Source organism: Burkholderia sp. JP2-270, from assembly GCF_003233675.1.
GTDB classification, from domain to species: Bacteria; Pseudomonadota; Gammaproteobacteria; order Burkholderiales; family Burkholderiaceae; genus Burkholderia; species Burkholderia pyrrocinia_C.
On the sequence record NZ_CP029824.1, the window covers coordinates 701,099 to 717,398 of the forward strand.

Consider the following 16,300-nt stretch of genomic DNA (forward strand, 5'->3'; position numbering starts at 1 on the left):
ATGAACCTCGTCGCCGCCCTCGACCGCGCTGCCCGCGCGACGCCCGACAAGCCGTTCCTCGTCAGCGAATCCGCGACGATTACCTATGCCGCCGCGCGCGAGCGCTCGCATCGCGCAACGGCCGTGCTGAGCGCGCTCGGCATCGCGGCCGGCGACCGCGTCGCCGCGATGTGCTTCAACACGCCGGCCTTCGTCGACCTGATGTTCGGCGTGTGGCGGCTCGGCGCGACGTTCGTGCCGGTCAACCACAAGCTGCAGGCGCCGGAAGTCGACTACGTGCTCGAACACAGCGGCAGCAAGGCGCTCCTGTTCGACGTGGCGCTCGCGCCGGTGGTCGAACGCATCGTTCATCCGGCGCCGCGGCTCGTGACCGAAGGCGAGCTCGACGGCGTGCCGTGCTTCGACACGATGTGCGCGACGATGGACGGCCTCGCCGGCATCGAACCGGCCGACGGCGACATCGCGCAGATCCTCTATACGTCCGGCACGACCGGCCGCCCGAAAGGCTGCGTGCACAGCCACCGCACCGTGACGCTCGCCGCGATGTCGGCGGCGCTCGCGACCGGCATCGGCCGCAACGAGCGCACGCTGATGGCGATGCCGATCTGGCATTCATCGCCGCTCAACAACTGGTTCGGCGGCACGCTGTACGCGGGCGGCACCGTCGTGCTGCTGCGCGAATACCATCCGCTGCGCTTCCTGCAGGCCGTCGAGCGCGAGCGCGTGACGCTGTATTTCGGCGCGCCGGTGTCGTACATGCTGCCGCTCGATACGATCGACGGTTTCGCGGCATTCGACCTGTCGAGCGTGCGCGCGTGGCTGTATGGCGGCGGCCCGATCGGCGCCGCGCAGGCCGAACGGCTCGCGCGCGCATATCGCAGCGACGCGTTCTTCCACGTGTACGGGATGACGGAAACGGGGCCTGCCGGCACGACGCTGTATCCGGACGAGCAGATCGCGAAGGCCGGCTCGATCGGCCGCCACGGCGGCCCGGGCGTCGACCTGCGCGTCGTGCGGATGGACGGCATCGATGCGCAGCCCGGCGAGACCGGCGAGATCTGGCTGAAGACCGACAGCATGATGCTCGGTTATCTCGACGACGCGGCCGCGACGCGCGCCGCGTTCGCATCGGGCGGCTGGTATCGCACCGGCGACGTCGCGCGGATCGATCAGGATGGCTACCTGTTCATCGTCGACCGGCTGAAGGACATGATCGTGACGGGCGGCGAGAACGTCTATTCGAAGGAAGTGGAGGACGTGCTCGGCGCGCATCCGGACATCGCCGAGGCGGCCGTCGTCGGCGTCCCGCATCCCGACTGGGGCGAGACGGTCGTCGCGCACGTCGTGATCCGTGCGGGCGCGACGCAAGACGCGGACGCGCTGCGCGCATTCTGCGGCGAGCGGCTCGCCGCGTACAAGATCCCGCGCGAGTTCGTGTTCGCTCAGGCGCTGCCGCGCACGCCGACCGGCAAGCTGCAGAAATTCCTGCTGCGCGTGCGCAAGGAATAGCGCCCGCTCACGCCGATAAATAAGGTTCATCGCGGATTACCGGGGGGGAACACGGGGCCGACGCGTCGGCTTTCAGTCATGAAGCGACATTGAAGGTGACGCCTGATCCGACGTTCGTAGGTCCGTTCCCTGCGAAAAAGCGGCCGATACACGAGTCCGCATAGCCCGAGTTTCTCGCTACTGCTATGCCGGCAGAAGACCAGCAACGCGATAGCTTTCAATTAGCCCGTCATAGAGCGAAATATCCGAGCGACTCCTGGCAATGAGCTGAGCGCCGGCGACGGCCGCGAAGATGGCGCGAGCGCGCCGTTCGCTATCCTCGGCGCTGAACACGGCCGCGGCGGATAGCACCCGGCTCAGCCACGCAACATTCACGTCGGCAAAGGTCTGGACCTCTTTCGTCACCGATTCCGGCAGGTCATCGGATTCCGCGGCCATGAAGCTGCAGAGGCATATGCGATTGCCACTCTCAAGCGCCTTGCGAAACGTATCGGGATAGCGGCGCAGGCAGTCGATCGGATCCGCGGATTCGGCCAAAAGCGCATCCAGGGTAGCTGCCGAGTTCTCCCAGTAGCGCCTCGCCACCGCTGCGCCGAGATCGGCCTTGCTTGCGAAGTGATGGTAGATGCTGGCAGCCTTGATGCCGACATCCTCAGCGAGATCACGATAATTCAAGCCGCTGTAGCCGTGCGCCTGCGCAATCTTTGTGGCAGCCACCAGGATTCGCTCCCTGGAGTTCAAGCCTGAATCGTTCTTCACTACTGCCGCCTCCACAAACTGGAATGACTGTTTGACACCGCAGAGTATAGCCTCTATCGTAAACCTAACGAACGTTAGGTAGCCGTCGGGGCAATACCTCCCCATTTTGTCCGATCCCACGTAACAGAACGCACAGCGGGGCAAGCATGACTTCCAGCACCATTAATGTTGACGTAACCACGCTCCCGATCATGACGATTTACGATTTTCCCAAAGGGCCTTATCCGACACGCGTCCGTATCGCCCTGGCCGAGAAAAATCTGCAATCGCACGTCGAGTTCGTGATGGTCGATCTTTACAAGGGGGAGCACAAAAGGCCCGAGTTCATCGCCGAGAAAAACTACTCGGGCACGCTGCCGGTCCTCGAACTCAACGACGGAACCTGCATCGCCGAATGCACCGCCATTACCGAATACCTCGATACGCTCGATGGCGCACCCACGCTGACCGGCAGGACACCGCTCGAAAAGGGCGTGATCCACATGATGAGCAAGCGCGCCGAACTGGAGTTGCTCGATGCCATCAGTGTCTATTTCCACCATGCGACGCCAGGGCTTGGGCCCAACGTCGAGCTCTATCAGAACCCCGAATGGGGGTTTCGTCAGCGCGATAAAGCGCTGAGGGGCATGCACTACTTCAATGGCGTTCTGGAAAAGCAACTGTTTGTCGCCGGGGATGCCTTCTCGATGGCCGACATCACCCTCATTGGCGGCCTGGTCTTTGCGTCGATCGTGAAGCTGCCCGTGCCTGCAGAGTGCGAAGCCCTTCTTGCTTGGTACACGCGAATTCGGGAACGCCCGAGCGTCAAGAACCAGCCGGCGTTCGCCTGAAATTGCAGCCGCGGCCAACCGTCATCAATGATCGACCGATCTTTGGTTGCAAAGCCAAGGCGACCTGTCTGCTCGACTTCGACGACTGGTTTGCGCAATCGATGCAGGATAGCCAGACGACGCCGGCTCTTCACCCATCCGAAGGCCATGTTGATCCGGAAGTCGATCCGGTCAACGCTGATCCCTGGCAGGTTTTCGGCTCCCAATTGTTCGTTGAACTACAAGAAACCGTCGCTCGGCCGCCGTGAAGGTCAACGGCCGCTTCGGGTCGGCAATCGACATCCCCGGTAATCCACGAAGAACCATAAAAAAGCCACCGGGCCCGACGGCCCGGTGGCTTTTTCATGATCGGCCGGGCAGCGACCTTCGCCGCCGCCCGCGACTCACAGGCTGCTTACTTGCCGCCGATGCTCTTCAGCGGCTTCCACTCGCCCTTCTCGACCTTGTACATCGTGATGCCGCCGTTCTTCAGGTCGCCCTTCGCGTCATACGCGACGTGCGTCGACGTGACGCCCGCCATGTCGCTCTTCGCCAGCACCGGCAGGTACTTCGCCGGATCGGTCGAATCGGCCTTCTTCATCGCGTTGAGCATCGCCATCGCGCCGTCGTATGCGTACGGCGAGTAGGTCTGCACTTCTTCGCCGAAACGCTTCTTGTACTTGTCGGCGTAGGCCTTGCCGCCAGGCATCTCTTCGAGCGGGAGGCCCGCCAGCGAAGCGATCGTGCCTTCCGACGCGTTGCCCGCGATCTTCAGGAACGTCGGCGTCTTCACCATTTCGCCGCTCATCAGCGGAGCCGAGATGCCGAGCGCCTTCATCTGCTTGACCATCGGCGCTGCCTGCGAATCCGCGCCGCCGTAGTAGACGAGGTCCGGCTTCGCCGCCTTCAGCTTGGTCAGGATCGCCTTGAAGTCGACCGCCTTGTCGTTCGTGAACTCGCGGTCGACGATCGTCGCGCCGCCGGCCTTCGCGGCTTTCTCGAACTGGTCGGCGAGACCCTGGCCGTAGGCCGTGCGGTCGTCGACGATCGCGATCTTCTTCATGCCGAGATCCTTCGACGCGAACGTGCCGGCCACCGAGCCCTGCTGCGTGTCGGACGTCATCATGCGGAAGGTCGTCTTGTAGCCTTGCTGCGTGTATTCCGGCGCGGTCGCCATCGCGATTTCCGGAATGCCCGCGTTCGCGTAGATGCGCGAAGCCGGGATCGTCGTGCCCGAGTTGAAGTGGCCGAGCATGCCCTTGATGCCGTCGTCGACGAGCTTCTGCGCCACCGTCGTGCCCGTGCGCGGGTCAGCCTGGTCGTCCTGCGTGCTGAGCACGAACTTCACCGGCTTGCCGCCGATCTTCGGGTTCGTCGCGTTGAAGTCTTCCAGCGCGAGCACGATCCCGTTCTGCATATCCTTGCCGTAGTGCGCCTGCGCGCCCGTCATCGGCCCTGCGTAACCGATCTTCACGTCATCCGCATGGGCCGTCCCCGCCAGCGACATGACCGCGACGAACGTCGCGCCTGCCACCTTTTTCATCGTGTGTTGCATAGCATCTCCTTGGTACCAGGGTAAATGAAGCGGCCTCGGGATCGCCTTGCCGCTTCTTTGTTTGATCCGAACGGCAAGGATGATCAGCCGATCGTCATCAAATTCGCATTGCCGCCCGCCGCGGCCGTATTCACGCTGACCGAGCGCTCGGTCAGCAGCCGCTCCAGCGCGTAGTCTTCCGCGTCGCCGTTCTCGAACGCACCCACCGACACGCCCTGCACCGACACGATCGGGCCCGGCCGCTGCGCGACGTCCTTCACCAGCGTCTGCAGTTCGTCGCTGTCGCCTTCGAACAGCACCGCGTCGAATGCCGCGTCGGCCTGCTTGCGCACGGCCGCGTGCGACTTCAGCGACGCCGGCAGCGCGGCGACGAGCGCCTCGCCGGCCGCGCCGGCGAACAACGCACGGTTGCCGGTGGCGAGCACCGCCGCGAACTGCGCGCGCGCGCCGCCCGGCGTCGCCGCGACACACAGCACCGTGCCGCGCGGGCCGAGTGTATACGTGTTTCGCTCGCCCGTCGGGCCGGTCAGCACCGCGGTCGCGCCGGCCGGCACCTGCGCGAGATAACCGTCGCAACGTGCGGCCAGCGCCGGTTCGCGCTGCTCGATCAGCCAGTCGCGCAGCGTCGTCAGCGCCGCCGCCGGGTTGCCGCGCGCGTCGCCTTCGACCGCGCCGTCCGCCACCAGCGTCTGCGCGAGCGAGCGCGGCAGGCCCGACGGACGCGTCGCGAGCAGGCGCTGCAGGTACAACGCGCCGCCGGCCTTCGGGCCAGTGCCCGACAGCCCTTCGCCGCCGAACGGCTGCACGCCGACCACCGCGCCGATCACGTTGCGGTTCACGTAGATGTTGCCGACGTGCGCGTTCGAGATCACGTGCGCGATCGTCTCGTCGATCCGGGTGTGGATGCCGAGCGTCAGGCCGTAACCCGTCGCGCGGATCTGCTCGAGCAGCTTGTCGAGCTGGTTGCGGCGATAGCGCACGACGTGCAGCACGGGGCCGAACACTTCACGCTTGAGCTCGTCGATGCTGCCGATCTCGATCAGCGTCGGCGGCACGAACGTGCCGTGCGCGCACGCATCGGGCGCCGGCAGTTGCGTGACCGCGTGACCCTTGTCCTTCATCGCCGCGACGTGCGTGTCGATCGTCTGCTTCGCTTCGCCGTCGATCACCGGGCCGACGTCCGTCGACAGCCGGTCGGGGTTGCCGAGCGCGAGCTCGTGCATCGCGCCCTTCAGCATCGTCAGCGTGCGGTCCGCGACATCGTCCTGCAGACACAGAACGCGCAGCGCCGAACACCGTTGACCGGCCGAGTCGAACGACGACTGCATCACGTCCGCGACGACCTGCTCCGCGAGCGCCGACGAATCGACGATCATCGCGTTCTGGCCGCCCGTTTCCGCGATCAGCGGAATCGGCTTGCCGTCCGGGTCGAGGCGCGCGGCGAGCGTCTTGTTGATCAGGCGCGCGACTTCGGTCGAGCCCGTGAACATCACCGCGCGCGTGCGCGGATCGGCGACCAGCGCCGCGCCGACGGTCTCGCCGTCGCCCGGCAAAAGCTGCACCGCGCCGGCCGGCACGCCGGCCTCGCGCAGCAGGCGCACGGCTTGCGCGGCGATCAGCGGCGTCTGTTCGGCCGGCTTCGCGAGCACCGTGTTGCCGGCAGCGAGCGCCGCTGCCACCTGGCCCATGAAGATCGCGAGCGGGAAGTTCCACGGGCTGATACAGACCACGGGGCCGAGCGGGCGGTGCGTGTCGTTCGAGAATTCGTTGCGGATCTGCGCGGCGTAGTAGCGCAGGAAGTCGACCGCTTCGCGGATCTCGGCGATCGCGTTCGGCAGCGACTTGCCGGCTTCGCGCACGATCAGGCCCATCAGCGTGTGCATCTGCGCTTCGAGCAGGTCGGCTGCACGCACCAGGCAATCGGCACGCGCATCGACCGGCGTTGCCTGCCAGATCGGCGCGGCGGCCACCGCGTGCGCGAGCGCCGCGCTCACGTGTTCGGCCGTCGCTTCGCTGACCGTGCCGACCGTGTCGCGCTGGTCGGCCGGGTTGCGCACGTCGCGGGCCGGCGCATCGGCGAGCGCGTCGTCGGCGAGCATCGGCGCCGCGCGCCACGGGAAATGCGCGCTCGCGAGCAGCGCGGACGACAGCGACGCGAGACGGTGTTCGTTCGACAGGTCGAGACCCATCGAGTTGGGACGCTCGTCGCCGTACAGGTTGCGCGGCAGCGGAATCTTCGCGTGCGGTGCGCCGAGCGGCACGACCTTCATCGCTTCATCGACCGGATCGGCGACCAGCTCCTTCACCGACACGGTTTTATCGGCGATGCGGTTCACGAACGACGTGTTCGCGCCGTTCTCGAGCAGGCGGCGCACCAGGTACGCGAGCAGCGTCTCGTGCGTGCCGACCGGTGCGTACACGCGGCACGGACGGTTCAGCTTGTCGCGGCCCGTGACTTCCTCGTACAGCGGCTCGCCCATCCCGTGCAGGCACTGGAATTCATACTGGCCCGGGTAGTAGTTCTGGCCCGCGAGCTGGTAGATCGCGGCCAGCGTGTATGCGTTGTGCGTCGCGAACTGCGGGTAGACGGCGTCGGGCGCCGCGAGCAGCTTCTTCGCGCACGCGAGGTACGACACGTCGGTGTAGATCTTGCGCGTATAGACCGGATAGCCTTCGAGGCCGTCGACCTGCGCACGCTTGATCTCGCTATCCCAGTACGCGCCCTTCACGAGGCGGATCATCAGGCGGTGACGGCTGCGGCGCGCGAGATCGATCAGGTAGTCGATCACGAACGGGCAGCGCTTCTGATAGCCCTGCACGACGAAGCCGATGCCGTTCCAGCCCGCGAGATCCGGATCGAAGCACAGCGCCTCGAGCAGGTCGAGCGACAGTTCGAGCCGGTCGGCTTCTTCCGCGTCGATGTTCAGGCCGATGTCGTAGCGGCGCGCGAGCAGCGCGAGCGAGCGCACGCGCGGCAGCAGCTCGCTCATCGTGCGGTCCTGCTGCGAGCGCGAATAGCGCGCGTGCAGCGCCGACAGCTTGATCGAGATGCCCGGGCCTTCGTAGATGCCGCGGCCGCCGGCCGCCTTGCCGATCGCGTGGATCGCCTGTTCGTACGACGCGTAGTAGCGCTGCGCGTCCTCTTCGGTCGTCGCCGCTTCGCCGAGCATGTCGTACGAGTAGCGGAAGCCGCGCGCTTCGTACTTGCGGCTGTTGGCCAGCGCTTCGGAGATCGTTTCGCCGGTGACGAACTGCTCGCCCATCAGGCGCATCGCCATGTCGACGCCCTTGCGGATCAGCGGCTCGCCGCCGCGGCCGATCAGGCGCGTGAGCGCCGACGACAGGCCCGCTTCGCTGTTGGTCGTCACGAGCTTGCCGGTGATCATCAGCCCCCAGGTCGCAGCGTTGACGAACAGCGACGGCGCGTGGCCGACGTGCGAGCGCCAGTCGCCCTTGCTGATCTTGTCGCGGATCAGCGCATCGCGCGTCGCGCGATCGGGAATGCGCAGCAGCGCTTCGGCGAGGCACATCAGCGCGACGCCTTCCTGGCTCGACAGCGAGAACTCGTGGATCAGCCCTTCGACGCCGCCGCCCGAGCTCTTCTCGCGCAGCGCCTCGACGAGCTTCGTCGCGAGCGCCTGCGCGTCCGCCTGCAGGTTCGCGGGCAGGCGCGCCTGGCCGAGCAGGAACGGCACGCATTCCGGCTCGGGGCGGCGGTACGCGGCCGTGATCGCCGCGCGCAGCACCGACTGCGGCTGCACGTTCTGCGCGAACTCGAGGAACGGATGCGGCGAGTTGTCGTCGTCGCCGTCCGCAGCCTGACCGTCGGCGAGCTCCGTGACACCGCTGTGGCCCGACAGCTCGGGCGGCAGCTGGCCGTGCTCGATCCGCTCGAGATACGCGAAGATCGCCTGCTTGATCAGCCAGTGGGGAGTGCGCTCCAGACGCGCGGCTGCGTCCTTGAGGCGCGAACGGAGAATGTCGTCGACTTTGACGCCGAGAGTCGTGCTTGCCATGGTGGGTTCGTGCGCCGGTGCGAGCCCGGCAATATGGTGTGAGAGGATGCGCGAAATCCTACGGCACGCAATAAAAAGGTGCAACCAAATTGAGAGGCAGGTTGCACCCTTTAGTTAGTCAATATAATCAGCCACTTAGAAGGTTGCAACCTAGGAGTTGCCCGCGGTCCGGGGATCGGTGTTTTCCCTGATCGAGCCGATTCGACATGCGCGTGCAACCTCCGGCGCGCACGGCGGCGGACGAAAACGGGTTGCACTGGGTATGGCGGAGAGTATGCCGCCTGGTATGAGCGCGCGACGAGAGGCAGTTCGGAGGGGCCCGGCGGCCCGGGCTTCAACGCGGAAGCGCACCGCAGCGACGGCTGCGCGGGGCGCCGCTCAGATATCCAGCGGATCGACTTCGACGCTCCACCGCAGCACGCCCTTCAGCGCACGCAGCTCCGGCTGCCATGCGCGCAGCGCATGCTGCAGCGCCGCCCGCGACGCACTTTCGAGCAGCAGCTGCGCGCGGTGGACGTTCGCGACCTTGACGATCGTCATCGGCACCGCGTCGTACACGGTCACGCGATCGGCGCCCGGCAGCCCCGGCAACGCGGCCGCGGCCTGCAGCAGGAACGCGAGCGCCGCGTCGAGCGTGCGCCCTTCGGCGCGCAGCAGCGCCTGGTAGACGAACGGCGGCAGGTGCGCGTCGCGGCGCTCGCCGAGCGTCGAATTCGCGAAACCGACGTAATCCTGCCGCCCGAGCGCGTGGTACAGCGCGTGACGCGGGTAGCGCGTCTGCACCATCACCTCGCCCCGCAGCCCGGCGCGGCCCGCGCGGCCGCTCACCTGCATCAGCTGCGCGAACAGCCGTTCGCTCGCGCGGAAGTCGTGCGAGAACAGCGCGGTGTCGGCGTTGAGCACGCCGACGAGCGACACGCGCTGGAAATCGTGCCCCTTCGCGATCATCTGCGTGCCGACCAGGATGTCGACCTCGCCCGCGTGCACGTCGGAAAAGAGCGCCTGCGCGCTGCCCTTGCGGCGCGTGCTGTCCGCGTCGATCCGCAGCACGCGTGCGCCCGGCACGGCCTCGGCGAGCGCCTCCTCGATGCGCTGCGTGCCGCGCCCGAGCGGCGCGATGTCGACGTTGCCGCACTCGGGGCACGACCGCGGAATGCGCGCTTCCCAGCCGCAGTGATGGCAGCGCAGCGCATGCTCGGGCTTGTGCAGCACGACGTACGCGCTGCAGCGCGGGCAGCCCGCGACCCAGCCGCAGGCGTCGCACGCGAGCTGCGGCGCGTAGCCGCGCCGGTTCAGGAACACGAGGCTTTGCTCGCCGCGCTCGAGCCGCGCCTTCAGCGCGCCGACGAGCGGCCCCGACAGCCCGCCCATCGACGCGCGCCCGCGCCGCCGCTCCTCTTCGAGATCGATCAGCCGCACGGTCGGCAGCGTCGCGTCGGCCACCGCGCGGCGCGACAGCGTGAGCCGCGTGTAGCGGCCCTGCTCGGCTTGCCACCAGGTTTCGAGCGACGGCGTCGCCGAGCCCAGCACGACCGTGATGCCGAGCTGCTTCGCACGCCACACGGCGAGATCGCGCGCCGAGTAGCGCAGCCCTTCCTGCTGCTTGTACGCGGGCTCGTGCTCTTCGTCGACGACGATCAGCGCGAGCGTCGGCATCGATGCGAGCACCGCGAGGCGCGTGCCGAGCACGATCCGCGCGCGGCCCGTGTGCGCGGCGAGCCAGTTGCGCGCGCGCTCGCCCTCGGCGAGCCCGCTGTGCAGCGTGACGATCGCGTCGTCGACGAGCGCGCCTGCGAAGCGCGCGCGAAACGCGGCCTCGAACTGCGGGGTCAGGTTGATTTCGGGGACGAGCACGAGCGCCTGCGCGTCCGGCCGCGCGTCGAGCAGCGACGCGAGCGCATGCAGATAGACCTCGGTCTTGCCGCTGCCCGTCACGCCGTGCAGCAGGAAGGGCGCGAAACCCTGCGCGGCGCGGATCGCGTCGAGTGCCTCGGACTGCTGGTCGGTGAGCGCCGGCGGCACAGCTCGTCCACCGGTTGTCGACAGGTTATCCACAGCTTTGGGCACAAGCGTGTCGGCCCAGCCGATCTCCTCGACGTCGACCCAGCCGCGCGCAGCCCAGTCGTCGAGCGTCGCGGCCGCCTTCGGATGCAGCGCGCGCGCGTCGGGCAGCCCCAGCGAGCCGGTGTCGACGAGCGCCTGCGCGAGCCGCCGCAGCGCGGCCCCGCGAGCCGGCAACGCATCGGGCAGTGCCGCACGGCCGGCTTCCGTCGGCCGGTAGCGCACCTCGGGCGCCAGCAGCCGCCCCCAGCGCCCGGCATCGCGCAGCGCCTGCGGCAACGCCGGCAACGCGACCTCGCCGCGCCCGCGCTGATAGTAGTCGGCCGCGAACGACACGAGCGCGAGCCAGTCCGCCGACAGCGGCGGCAAGTCGGTGCAGATCGCATCGATCGCGCGCAGCCGGGACGGCGGCACGTCGGTGTGAGTCGTCACTTCGCAGACGAGCCCGACGGCCTGCCGCTTGCCGAACGGCACTTGCACAAGCGTGCCGGGCCCGGGTGCAGGTTGCGCATTGCAGCGGTAGTCGAACAGGGTCGCAAGCGGATGGTCGAGCGCGACGCGCAGGTAGGCGCCGTCCATCACGGCGCTCCGACGACGGTACGCGCCGCGCGGACGGCTTGCATCCGCGCCCGCATCGCGGCAGCGAACTTAAAGTAAAACTTCAGATTCGGCGCTAAGTTTTGGATTCGCATTAGGAATCGCCGTATACCCTGCCCAGCCTGTGGATAACTTTGTTGAGAACTCGCCGCTCAATGGCCGCAATGCGCGCCGGGCCGAGCTTTCCGCGGTTTTCCGCCGTTTGCGGCGGTGCCCGCGGAGCCTTATTCCATAAGGCTGCTATTCAAATTACCAAACCATAGCGAGACAATTTGACCGACACGGGGCTCTACCGCGCTGCAACGTGGAAAATGTGCATAAGTCAAGTCTTGACAAGCAACGAATCGGCAACCGGTACGGGGTTGCGCCCTGTTTAGCGCCGGCAGCGAAACGCTGTCACCCCGCAGCGCAGCATGACAGCGCTTGCGTTCAGCCGGCGGCTCCGCTACGGATCGCGCGGCTGTGGTTATGTACCTCGTCGACGAGTTCGGCGACGTGATCGGGCGACGTGAATTGCGAGATGCCGTGCCCGAGGTTGAACACGTGGCCCGGGTGGTTGCCATAGCTGTCGAGCACCGCGCGCGCCTGTTCGCGCACCGCGGCCGGCGGCGCAAACAGGATCGTCGGGTCGAGGTTGCCCTGCAGCGCGACGCGCCCCGCGACGCGCTCGCGCGCGGCGCCGAGGTTGACCGTCCAGTCGAGCCCGACCGCGTCGACGCCGGTCGCCGCGATTTCCTCCAGCCACAGGCCGCCGCCCTTCGTGAACGTGATCACCGGCACGCGCTCGCCGTCGTGCTCGCGCTTGAGCTGCGCGACCACGCGGCGGATGTAGTCCAGCGAAAAGCGCTGGTACGCGCCGTCCGCCAGCGCGCCGCCCCACGTGTCGAAAATCATCACGGCCTGCGCGCCTGCTTCGATCTGCGCGTTCAGGTACGCGGCCACCGCCTGCGCGTTCACGTCGAGAATCCGGTGCATCAGGTCGGGGCGCGAATACGCCATCGATTTCACCGTGCGGAAATCGTCCGACCCGCCGCCTTCGACCATGTAGCACGCGAGCGTCCACGGGCTGCCCGAGAAGCCGATCAGCGGCACGCGCTGGCGGCCCTGGCCGTCGGTCAGCGCGCGGCGGATCTCGCGCACGGCGCCGGTCACGTAGCCGAGCGTGGCTTCGATGTCCGGCACCGCGAGCTTCGCGACGTCGGCTTCGGTGCGCACCGGATGCGCGAACTTCGGGCCTTCGCCGACCTGGAAGTCGAGGCCGAGGCCCATCGCGTCCGGAATCGTCAGGATGTCCGAGAACAGGATCGCGGCGTCGAGCGGAAAGCGCTCGAGCGGCTGCAGCGTCACCTCGGTCGCGTAGTCGGGATTCTTCGCGAGACCGAGGAAGCTGCCGGCGCGCGCACGCGTCGCATTGTATTCGGGCAGATAGCGGCCGGCCTGGCGCATCAGCCAGATCGGCGTGTAGTCGGTCGGCTCGCGCAGAAGCGCACGCAGGAAGGTGTCGTTGAGCAGGTTATGGGCCACGGTAGGAGCGACGATGCGAAGGCAAAGCGGCATTTTACCGGACAGCCGGCGTCAGGCTGCGCATGCCGATGCGATGGCGGCCATATGACGCGCGCGATGGCTCCGTTATGATCGGACGCTCATATCGAACCGAACGAAGGAGGAGACCGATGAAGACATTCGCCACGCTCGCCGCGGCCGCATTGCTCTGCTGCGCCGCCGCGCACGCGCAGACCGGCGCGGGCAGCGCCCCCGCCGCCCCGGGCGCCGGCTCGCGGCTCGACGACGTGCTCGCGCGCGGCACGCTGCGCGTCTGCACGACGGGCGACTACAAGCCGTATTCGTACTACCGCGCGGACGGCCGCTTCGAGGGCATCGACATCGACATGGTCGAATCGCTCGCGAAGTCGCTCGGCGTGAAGGCCGACTACGTGAAGACGAGCTGGTCGAACCTGACCGGCGATTTCGTCGCGAAATGCGATATCGCGGTGGGCGGCGTATCGACGACGCTCGAGCGCCAGAAGCGCGTGTTCTTCACGCAGCCGTACGTCGTCGACGGCAAGACGCCGATCGTGCGCTGCGCGGACGCCGACAAATACCAGACCGTCGCGCAGATCGACCGGCCCGAAACACGCGTGATCGTGAACCCGGGCGGCACCAACGAACGTTTCGCGAAGCAGTACTTCACGCACGCGAACCTGACCGTCTATCCGGACAACGTGACGATCTTCAAGCAGATCCTCGCGGGCAAGGCGGACGTGATGGTGACGGACGCGTCCGAGACGCAGCTGCAGCAAAAGCTGAATCCGGGGCTGTGCTCGGTCCATCCGGACAAGCCGTTCCAGTTCGGCGAGAAGGCGTACATGGTGCCGCGCGGCGATGTCGCGTTCCAGCAGTACGTCGACCAGTGGCTGCATCTCGCACTGTCGACCGGCGAATACCAGGCGATTTCGGACAAATGGCTGAAGTAAGCGCGCATGTTTGCGGCGGCCGATGACGGGCACCGACCCCGTGGCCGCGGCGCGCCAGAATCGCTGCGCGGCGGCGGCCGGCCTGCCGCAGTTACACATCGCCACCTTGCCCTGGCGACCGCTGCCGCGCGAAATCACCCCGAATCGGCCGAACGGTCGACTTCCGCACATCCCGATCACGTTTCAAAATCTTTCTGACGAATGAATCGTCATGCGCGGTATCTGCCGCACGGTGCGTTTTCTCACGTGTAAATCGGCAATTCATCGCGCCCGATACGCGTGAAAAACGCGTCGTATGCATATGATGAAAACGCCGCGGAAAATATGGGTAAAAATGACCTTTTTCAGGACCCCGAAAACAGCAAAAAATCCCGGGAAGCCTTATCTGGCGGGCGTTACAACCTGAAACACTTTGTTACCGCGATGGGTCGGTAATTCGCCCACAATGGCCTCAACGGTTTCAACACGGATGCGGTCTCGTGTGCCAAGTGTGAGCGGACGCGAAGCGCTGCGAGCCAGTCGGTCACGTACCGAAGCCCTTCCGAGGGGCATCCCTGTTGGAGTCGTTTCCGGCTCCCCGCCGGACTCGGTTTCATCTTTGGTCTCCTCGCGCTAACCCCGTAGCGTGTGGTTTTTAGCGGGCTAATAAGCCCGCTTTTTTTCGTCCATCGAAAACGCAACGGCCCGCAGGCCGCCGCGTTTTTCCCGCCGCCGAGCCGCGTTATGCGGTCTTCTGCACGTCGAGCTTCAGCTCCTCGATCATCCGGTCGCGCATCACGAACTTCTGCACCTTGCCCGTCACCGTCATCGGCAGCTCGTCGACGAAGCGGATATAGCGCGGAATCTTGTAGTGCGCGATCTGCCCGTTGCAGAACGCGCGCACGTCGTCCTCGGTCATCTGCTCGTCCGCGCGCAGCACGATCCACGCGCACAGCTCCTCGCCGTATTTTGCATCGGGCACGCCGAACACCTGCGCGCTCCGGATCTTCGGATGCCGAAACAGGAATTCCTCGATCTCGCGCGGATAGACGTTCTCGCCGCCGCGAATCACCATGTCCTTCAGGCGGCCGACGATGTTGCAGTAGCCGTCCGCGTCGAGCGTCGCGAGATCGCCCGTATGCATCCAGCCGTCGACCAGCACCTCGCGCGTCTTCGTGTCGTCGTCCCAGTACCCGAGCATCACCGAGTAGCCCTTCGTGCACAGCTCGCCCGTCGCGCCGACCGGCACGATGTCGCCGTTCGGATCGACGATCTTCACTTCGAGATGCGGCTGGATGCGCCCGACCGTCGTCGTGCGCTTCTCGAGCGGATCGTCGGTCGAGCTCTGGAACGACACGGGGCTCGTCTCCGTCATCCCGTATGCGATCGTGATCTCCGACAGGTGCATCTGCGATACGACGCGCTTCATCGTCTCGATCGGGCACGGCGAGCCGGCCATGATCCCGGTGCGCAGCGTCGACAGGTCGAATGTCGGAAACTCGGGATGATCGAGCTCCGCGATGAACATCGTCGGCACGCCGTGCAGCGCGGTGCAGCGTTCGTCGGCCACGGCCGCGAGCGTTGCGACCGGGTCGAATGCTTCACCCGGGAACACCATCGCCGCGCCCTTCGATACGCACGCGAGTACCGCGAGCACCATCCCGAAGCAGTGATACAGCGGCACGGGGATGCAAAGCGAATCCTGCTCGGTGAAGCGCATCGCCATCGCGATCGAGCGCGCATTGTTGACGACGTTGCGATGCGTGAGCGTCGCGCCCTTCGGGCTGCCCGTCGTGCCGCTCGTGAACTGGATGTTGATCGCGTCGGTGGACTCGAGCGTCGCGCCGATCGCATCGAGCAGCGCGGGGTCGACGGCCTGGCGGCCGCGCGTCATCACGTCCGCGAAGCGGAACATGCCGGCCGGCGCGACGTCGCCCATCGACACGACCGTGCGCAGGCTCGGCACGCGCGCCGCATGCAGGTCGCCCGGCGTCGCGGTTGCGAGCTCCGGCGCGATGGTCTGCAGCATCTCGACATACGCCGACGACTTGAAGCGCTCGGCCGCGATCACGGCCTTGCAGCCGACCTTGTTCAGCGCGTATTCGAGTTCCGACAGCCGGTAGGCCGGGTTGATGTTGACGAGTATCGCGCCGATACGCGCGGTCGCGAACTGCGTGAGCAGCCATTCGCTGCGGTTCGGCGACCAGATGCCGACACAGTCGCCCTTCACGATCCCGAGCGCGGCGAGGCCCGCCGCGAGCACGTCGACCTCGTCCGCGAATTCGCGCCAGGTCCAGCGGACCTGCTGCTCGCGGAACACGACCGCCGGGCGTTCGGGAAAGCGGCCGGCGGTATCGCGCAGGAACCGGCCGATCGTCGCTTCGGATAGCGGCACGTCGGTCGCGCCGCGCACGTACGACAGTCCGTTTTCGGGCGCGATCAGCGCCCCCACGCCAAGGTCTGCTGCCATGAATGTCTCCGTCTTTTTGTCTGATCGGACCGCGAGCGCTCGCTGCGCCCGCCTCCGTCGCCACACTCGCA

At 66.8% G+C, this 16,300-nt stretch carries 11 protein-coding genes; 5 read left to right on the plus strand and 6 right to left on the minus strand.

Annotated features, from left to right (window positions below):
* Positions 1-1,509 carry an AMP-binding protein gene (locus tag DM992_RS03320; RefSeq protein WP_111015634.1) on the plus strand — a complete coding sequence of 503 codons (1,509 nt, stop codon included), beginning with the start codon at positions 1-3 and terminating at the stop codon, positions 1,507-1,509.
* A 183-nt stretch (positions 1,510-1,692) separates the two neighbouring features.
* On the opposite strand, the gene DM992_RS03325 is transcribed toward DM992_RS03320, so the two are convergent.
* Positions 1,693-2,268: a TetR/AcrR family transcriptional regulator gene (locus tag DM992_RS03325; protein WP_111017781.1), complete on the minus strand. Its 576-nt coding sequence runs from the start codon at positions 2,266-2,268 to the stop codon at positions 1,693-1,695.
* A 146-nt stretch (positions 2,269-2,414) separates the two neighbouring features.
* Between DM992_RS03325 and DM992_RS03330 the strand changes: the two genes are divergently transcribed.
* Entirely contained in the window at positions 2,415-3,098 is a 684-nt protein-coding gene (locus DM992_RS03330; RefSeq protein ID WP_111015636.1) for a glutathione S-transferase, read from the plus strand.
* Between the two features lie 2 nt (positions 3,099-3,100).
* Positions 3,101-3,346 (plus strand): hypothetical protein, encoded by a 246-nt coding sequence (locus DM992_RS41460; RefSeq protein ID WP_162631579.1) that lies wholly within the window; start codon positions 3,101-3,103, stop codon positions 3,344-3,346.
* 146 nt (positions 3,347-3,492) lie between these two features.
* Here the strand turns inward: DM992_RS41460 and DM992_RS03335 are convergent, their stop codons facing one another.
* From DM992_RS03335 to hemE, 4 genes are all read right to left on the minus strand, one after another.
* Positions 3,493-4,632, minus strand: a complete 1,140-nt coding sequence (locus DM992_RS03335) for a branched-chain amino acid ABC transporter substrate-binding protein (protein ID WP_111015638.1) — start codon at positions 4,630-4,632, stop codon at positions 3,493-3,495.
* An 83-nt stretch (positions 4,633-4,715) separates the two neighbouring features.
* Positions 4,716-8,648: a trifunctional transcriptional regulator/proline dehydrogenase/L-glutamate gamma-semialdehyde dehydrogenase gene (gene putA, locus DM992_RS03340; RefSeq protein ID WP_111015640.1), complete on the minus strand. Its 3,933-nt coding sequence runs from the start codon at positions 8,646-8,648 to the stop codon at positions 4,716-4,718.
* 378 nt (positions 8,649-9,026) lie between these two features.
* A complete protein-coding gene (locus DM992_RS03345) occupies positions 9,027-11,288 on the minus strand; it encodes a primosomal protein N' (RefSeq protein WP_111015642.1) in 2,262 nt (753 codons plus the stop codon).
* A gap of 447 nt (positions 11,289-11,735) precedes the next feature.
* Positions 11,736-12,830 (minus strand): uroporphyrinogen decarboxylase, encoded by a 1,095-nt coding sequence (gene hemE, locus DM992_RS03355; protein ID WP_231944009.1) that lies wholly within the window; start codon positions 12,828-12,830, stop codon positions 11,736-11,738.
* 149 nt (positions 12,831-12,979) lie between these two features.
* Here hemE and DM992_RS03360 point away from each other — a divergent pair, with 149 nt between their 5' ends.
* Together DM992_RS03360 and DM992_RS41465 are read left to right on the plus strand one after the other, a co-directional pair.
* Positions 12,980-13,780, plus strand: coding sequence for a transporter substrate-binding domain-containing protein (locus DM992_RS03360; protein ID WP_111015644.1), 801 nt, complete (start codon positions 12,980-12,982; stop codon positions 13,778-13,780).
* Between the two features lie 22 nt (positions 13,781-13,802).
* Positions 13,803-13,985 carry a hypothetical protein gene (locus tag DM992_RS41465; protein WP_162631580.1) on the plus strand — a complete coding sequence of 61 codons (183 nt, stop codon included), beginning with the start codon at positions 13,803-13,805 and terminating at the stop codon, positions 13,983-13,985.
* Between the two features lie 516 nt (positions 13,986-14,501).
* On the opposite strand, the gene DM992_RS03375 is transcribed toward DM992_RS41465, so the two are convergent.
* On the minus strand, positions 14,502-16,229 hold the full coding sequence (locus DM992_RS03375) for an AMP-binding protein (RefSeq protein ID WP_111015648.1): 1,728 nt from the start codon (positions 16,227-16,229) through the stop codon (positions 14,502-14,504).
* Positions 16,230-16,300 lie beyond the last annotated feature (71 nt).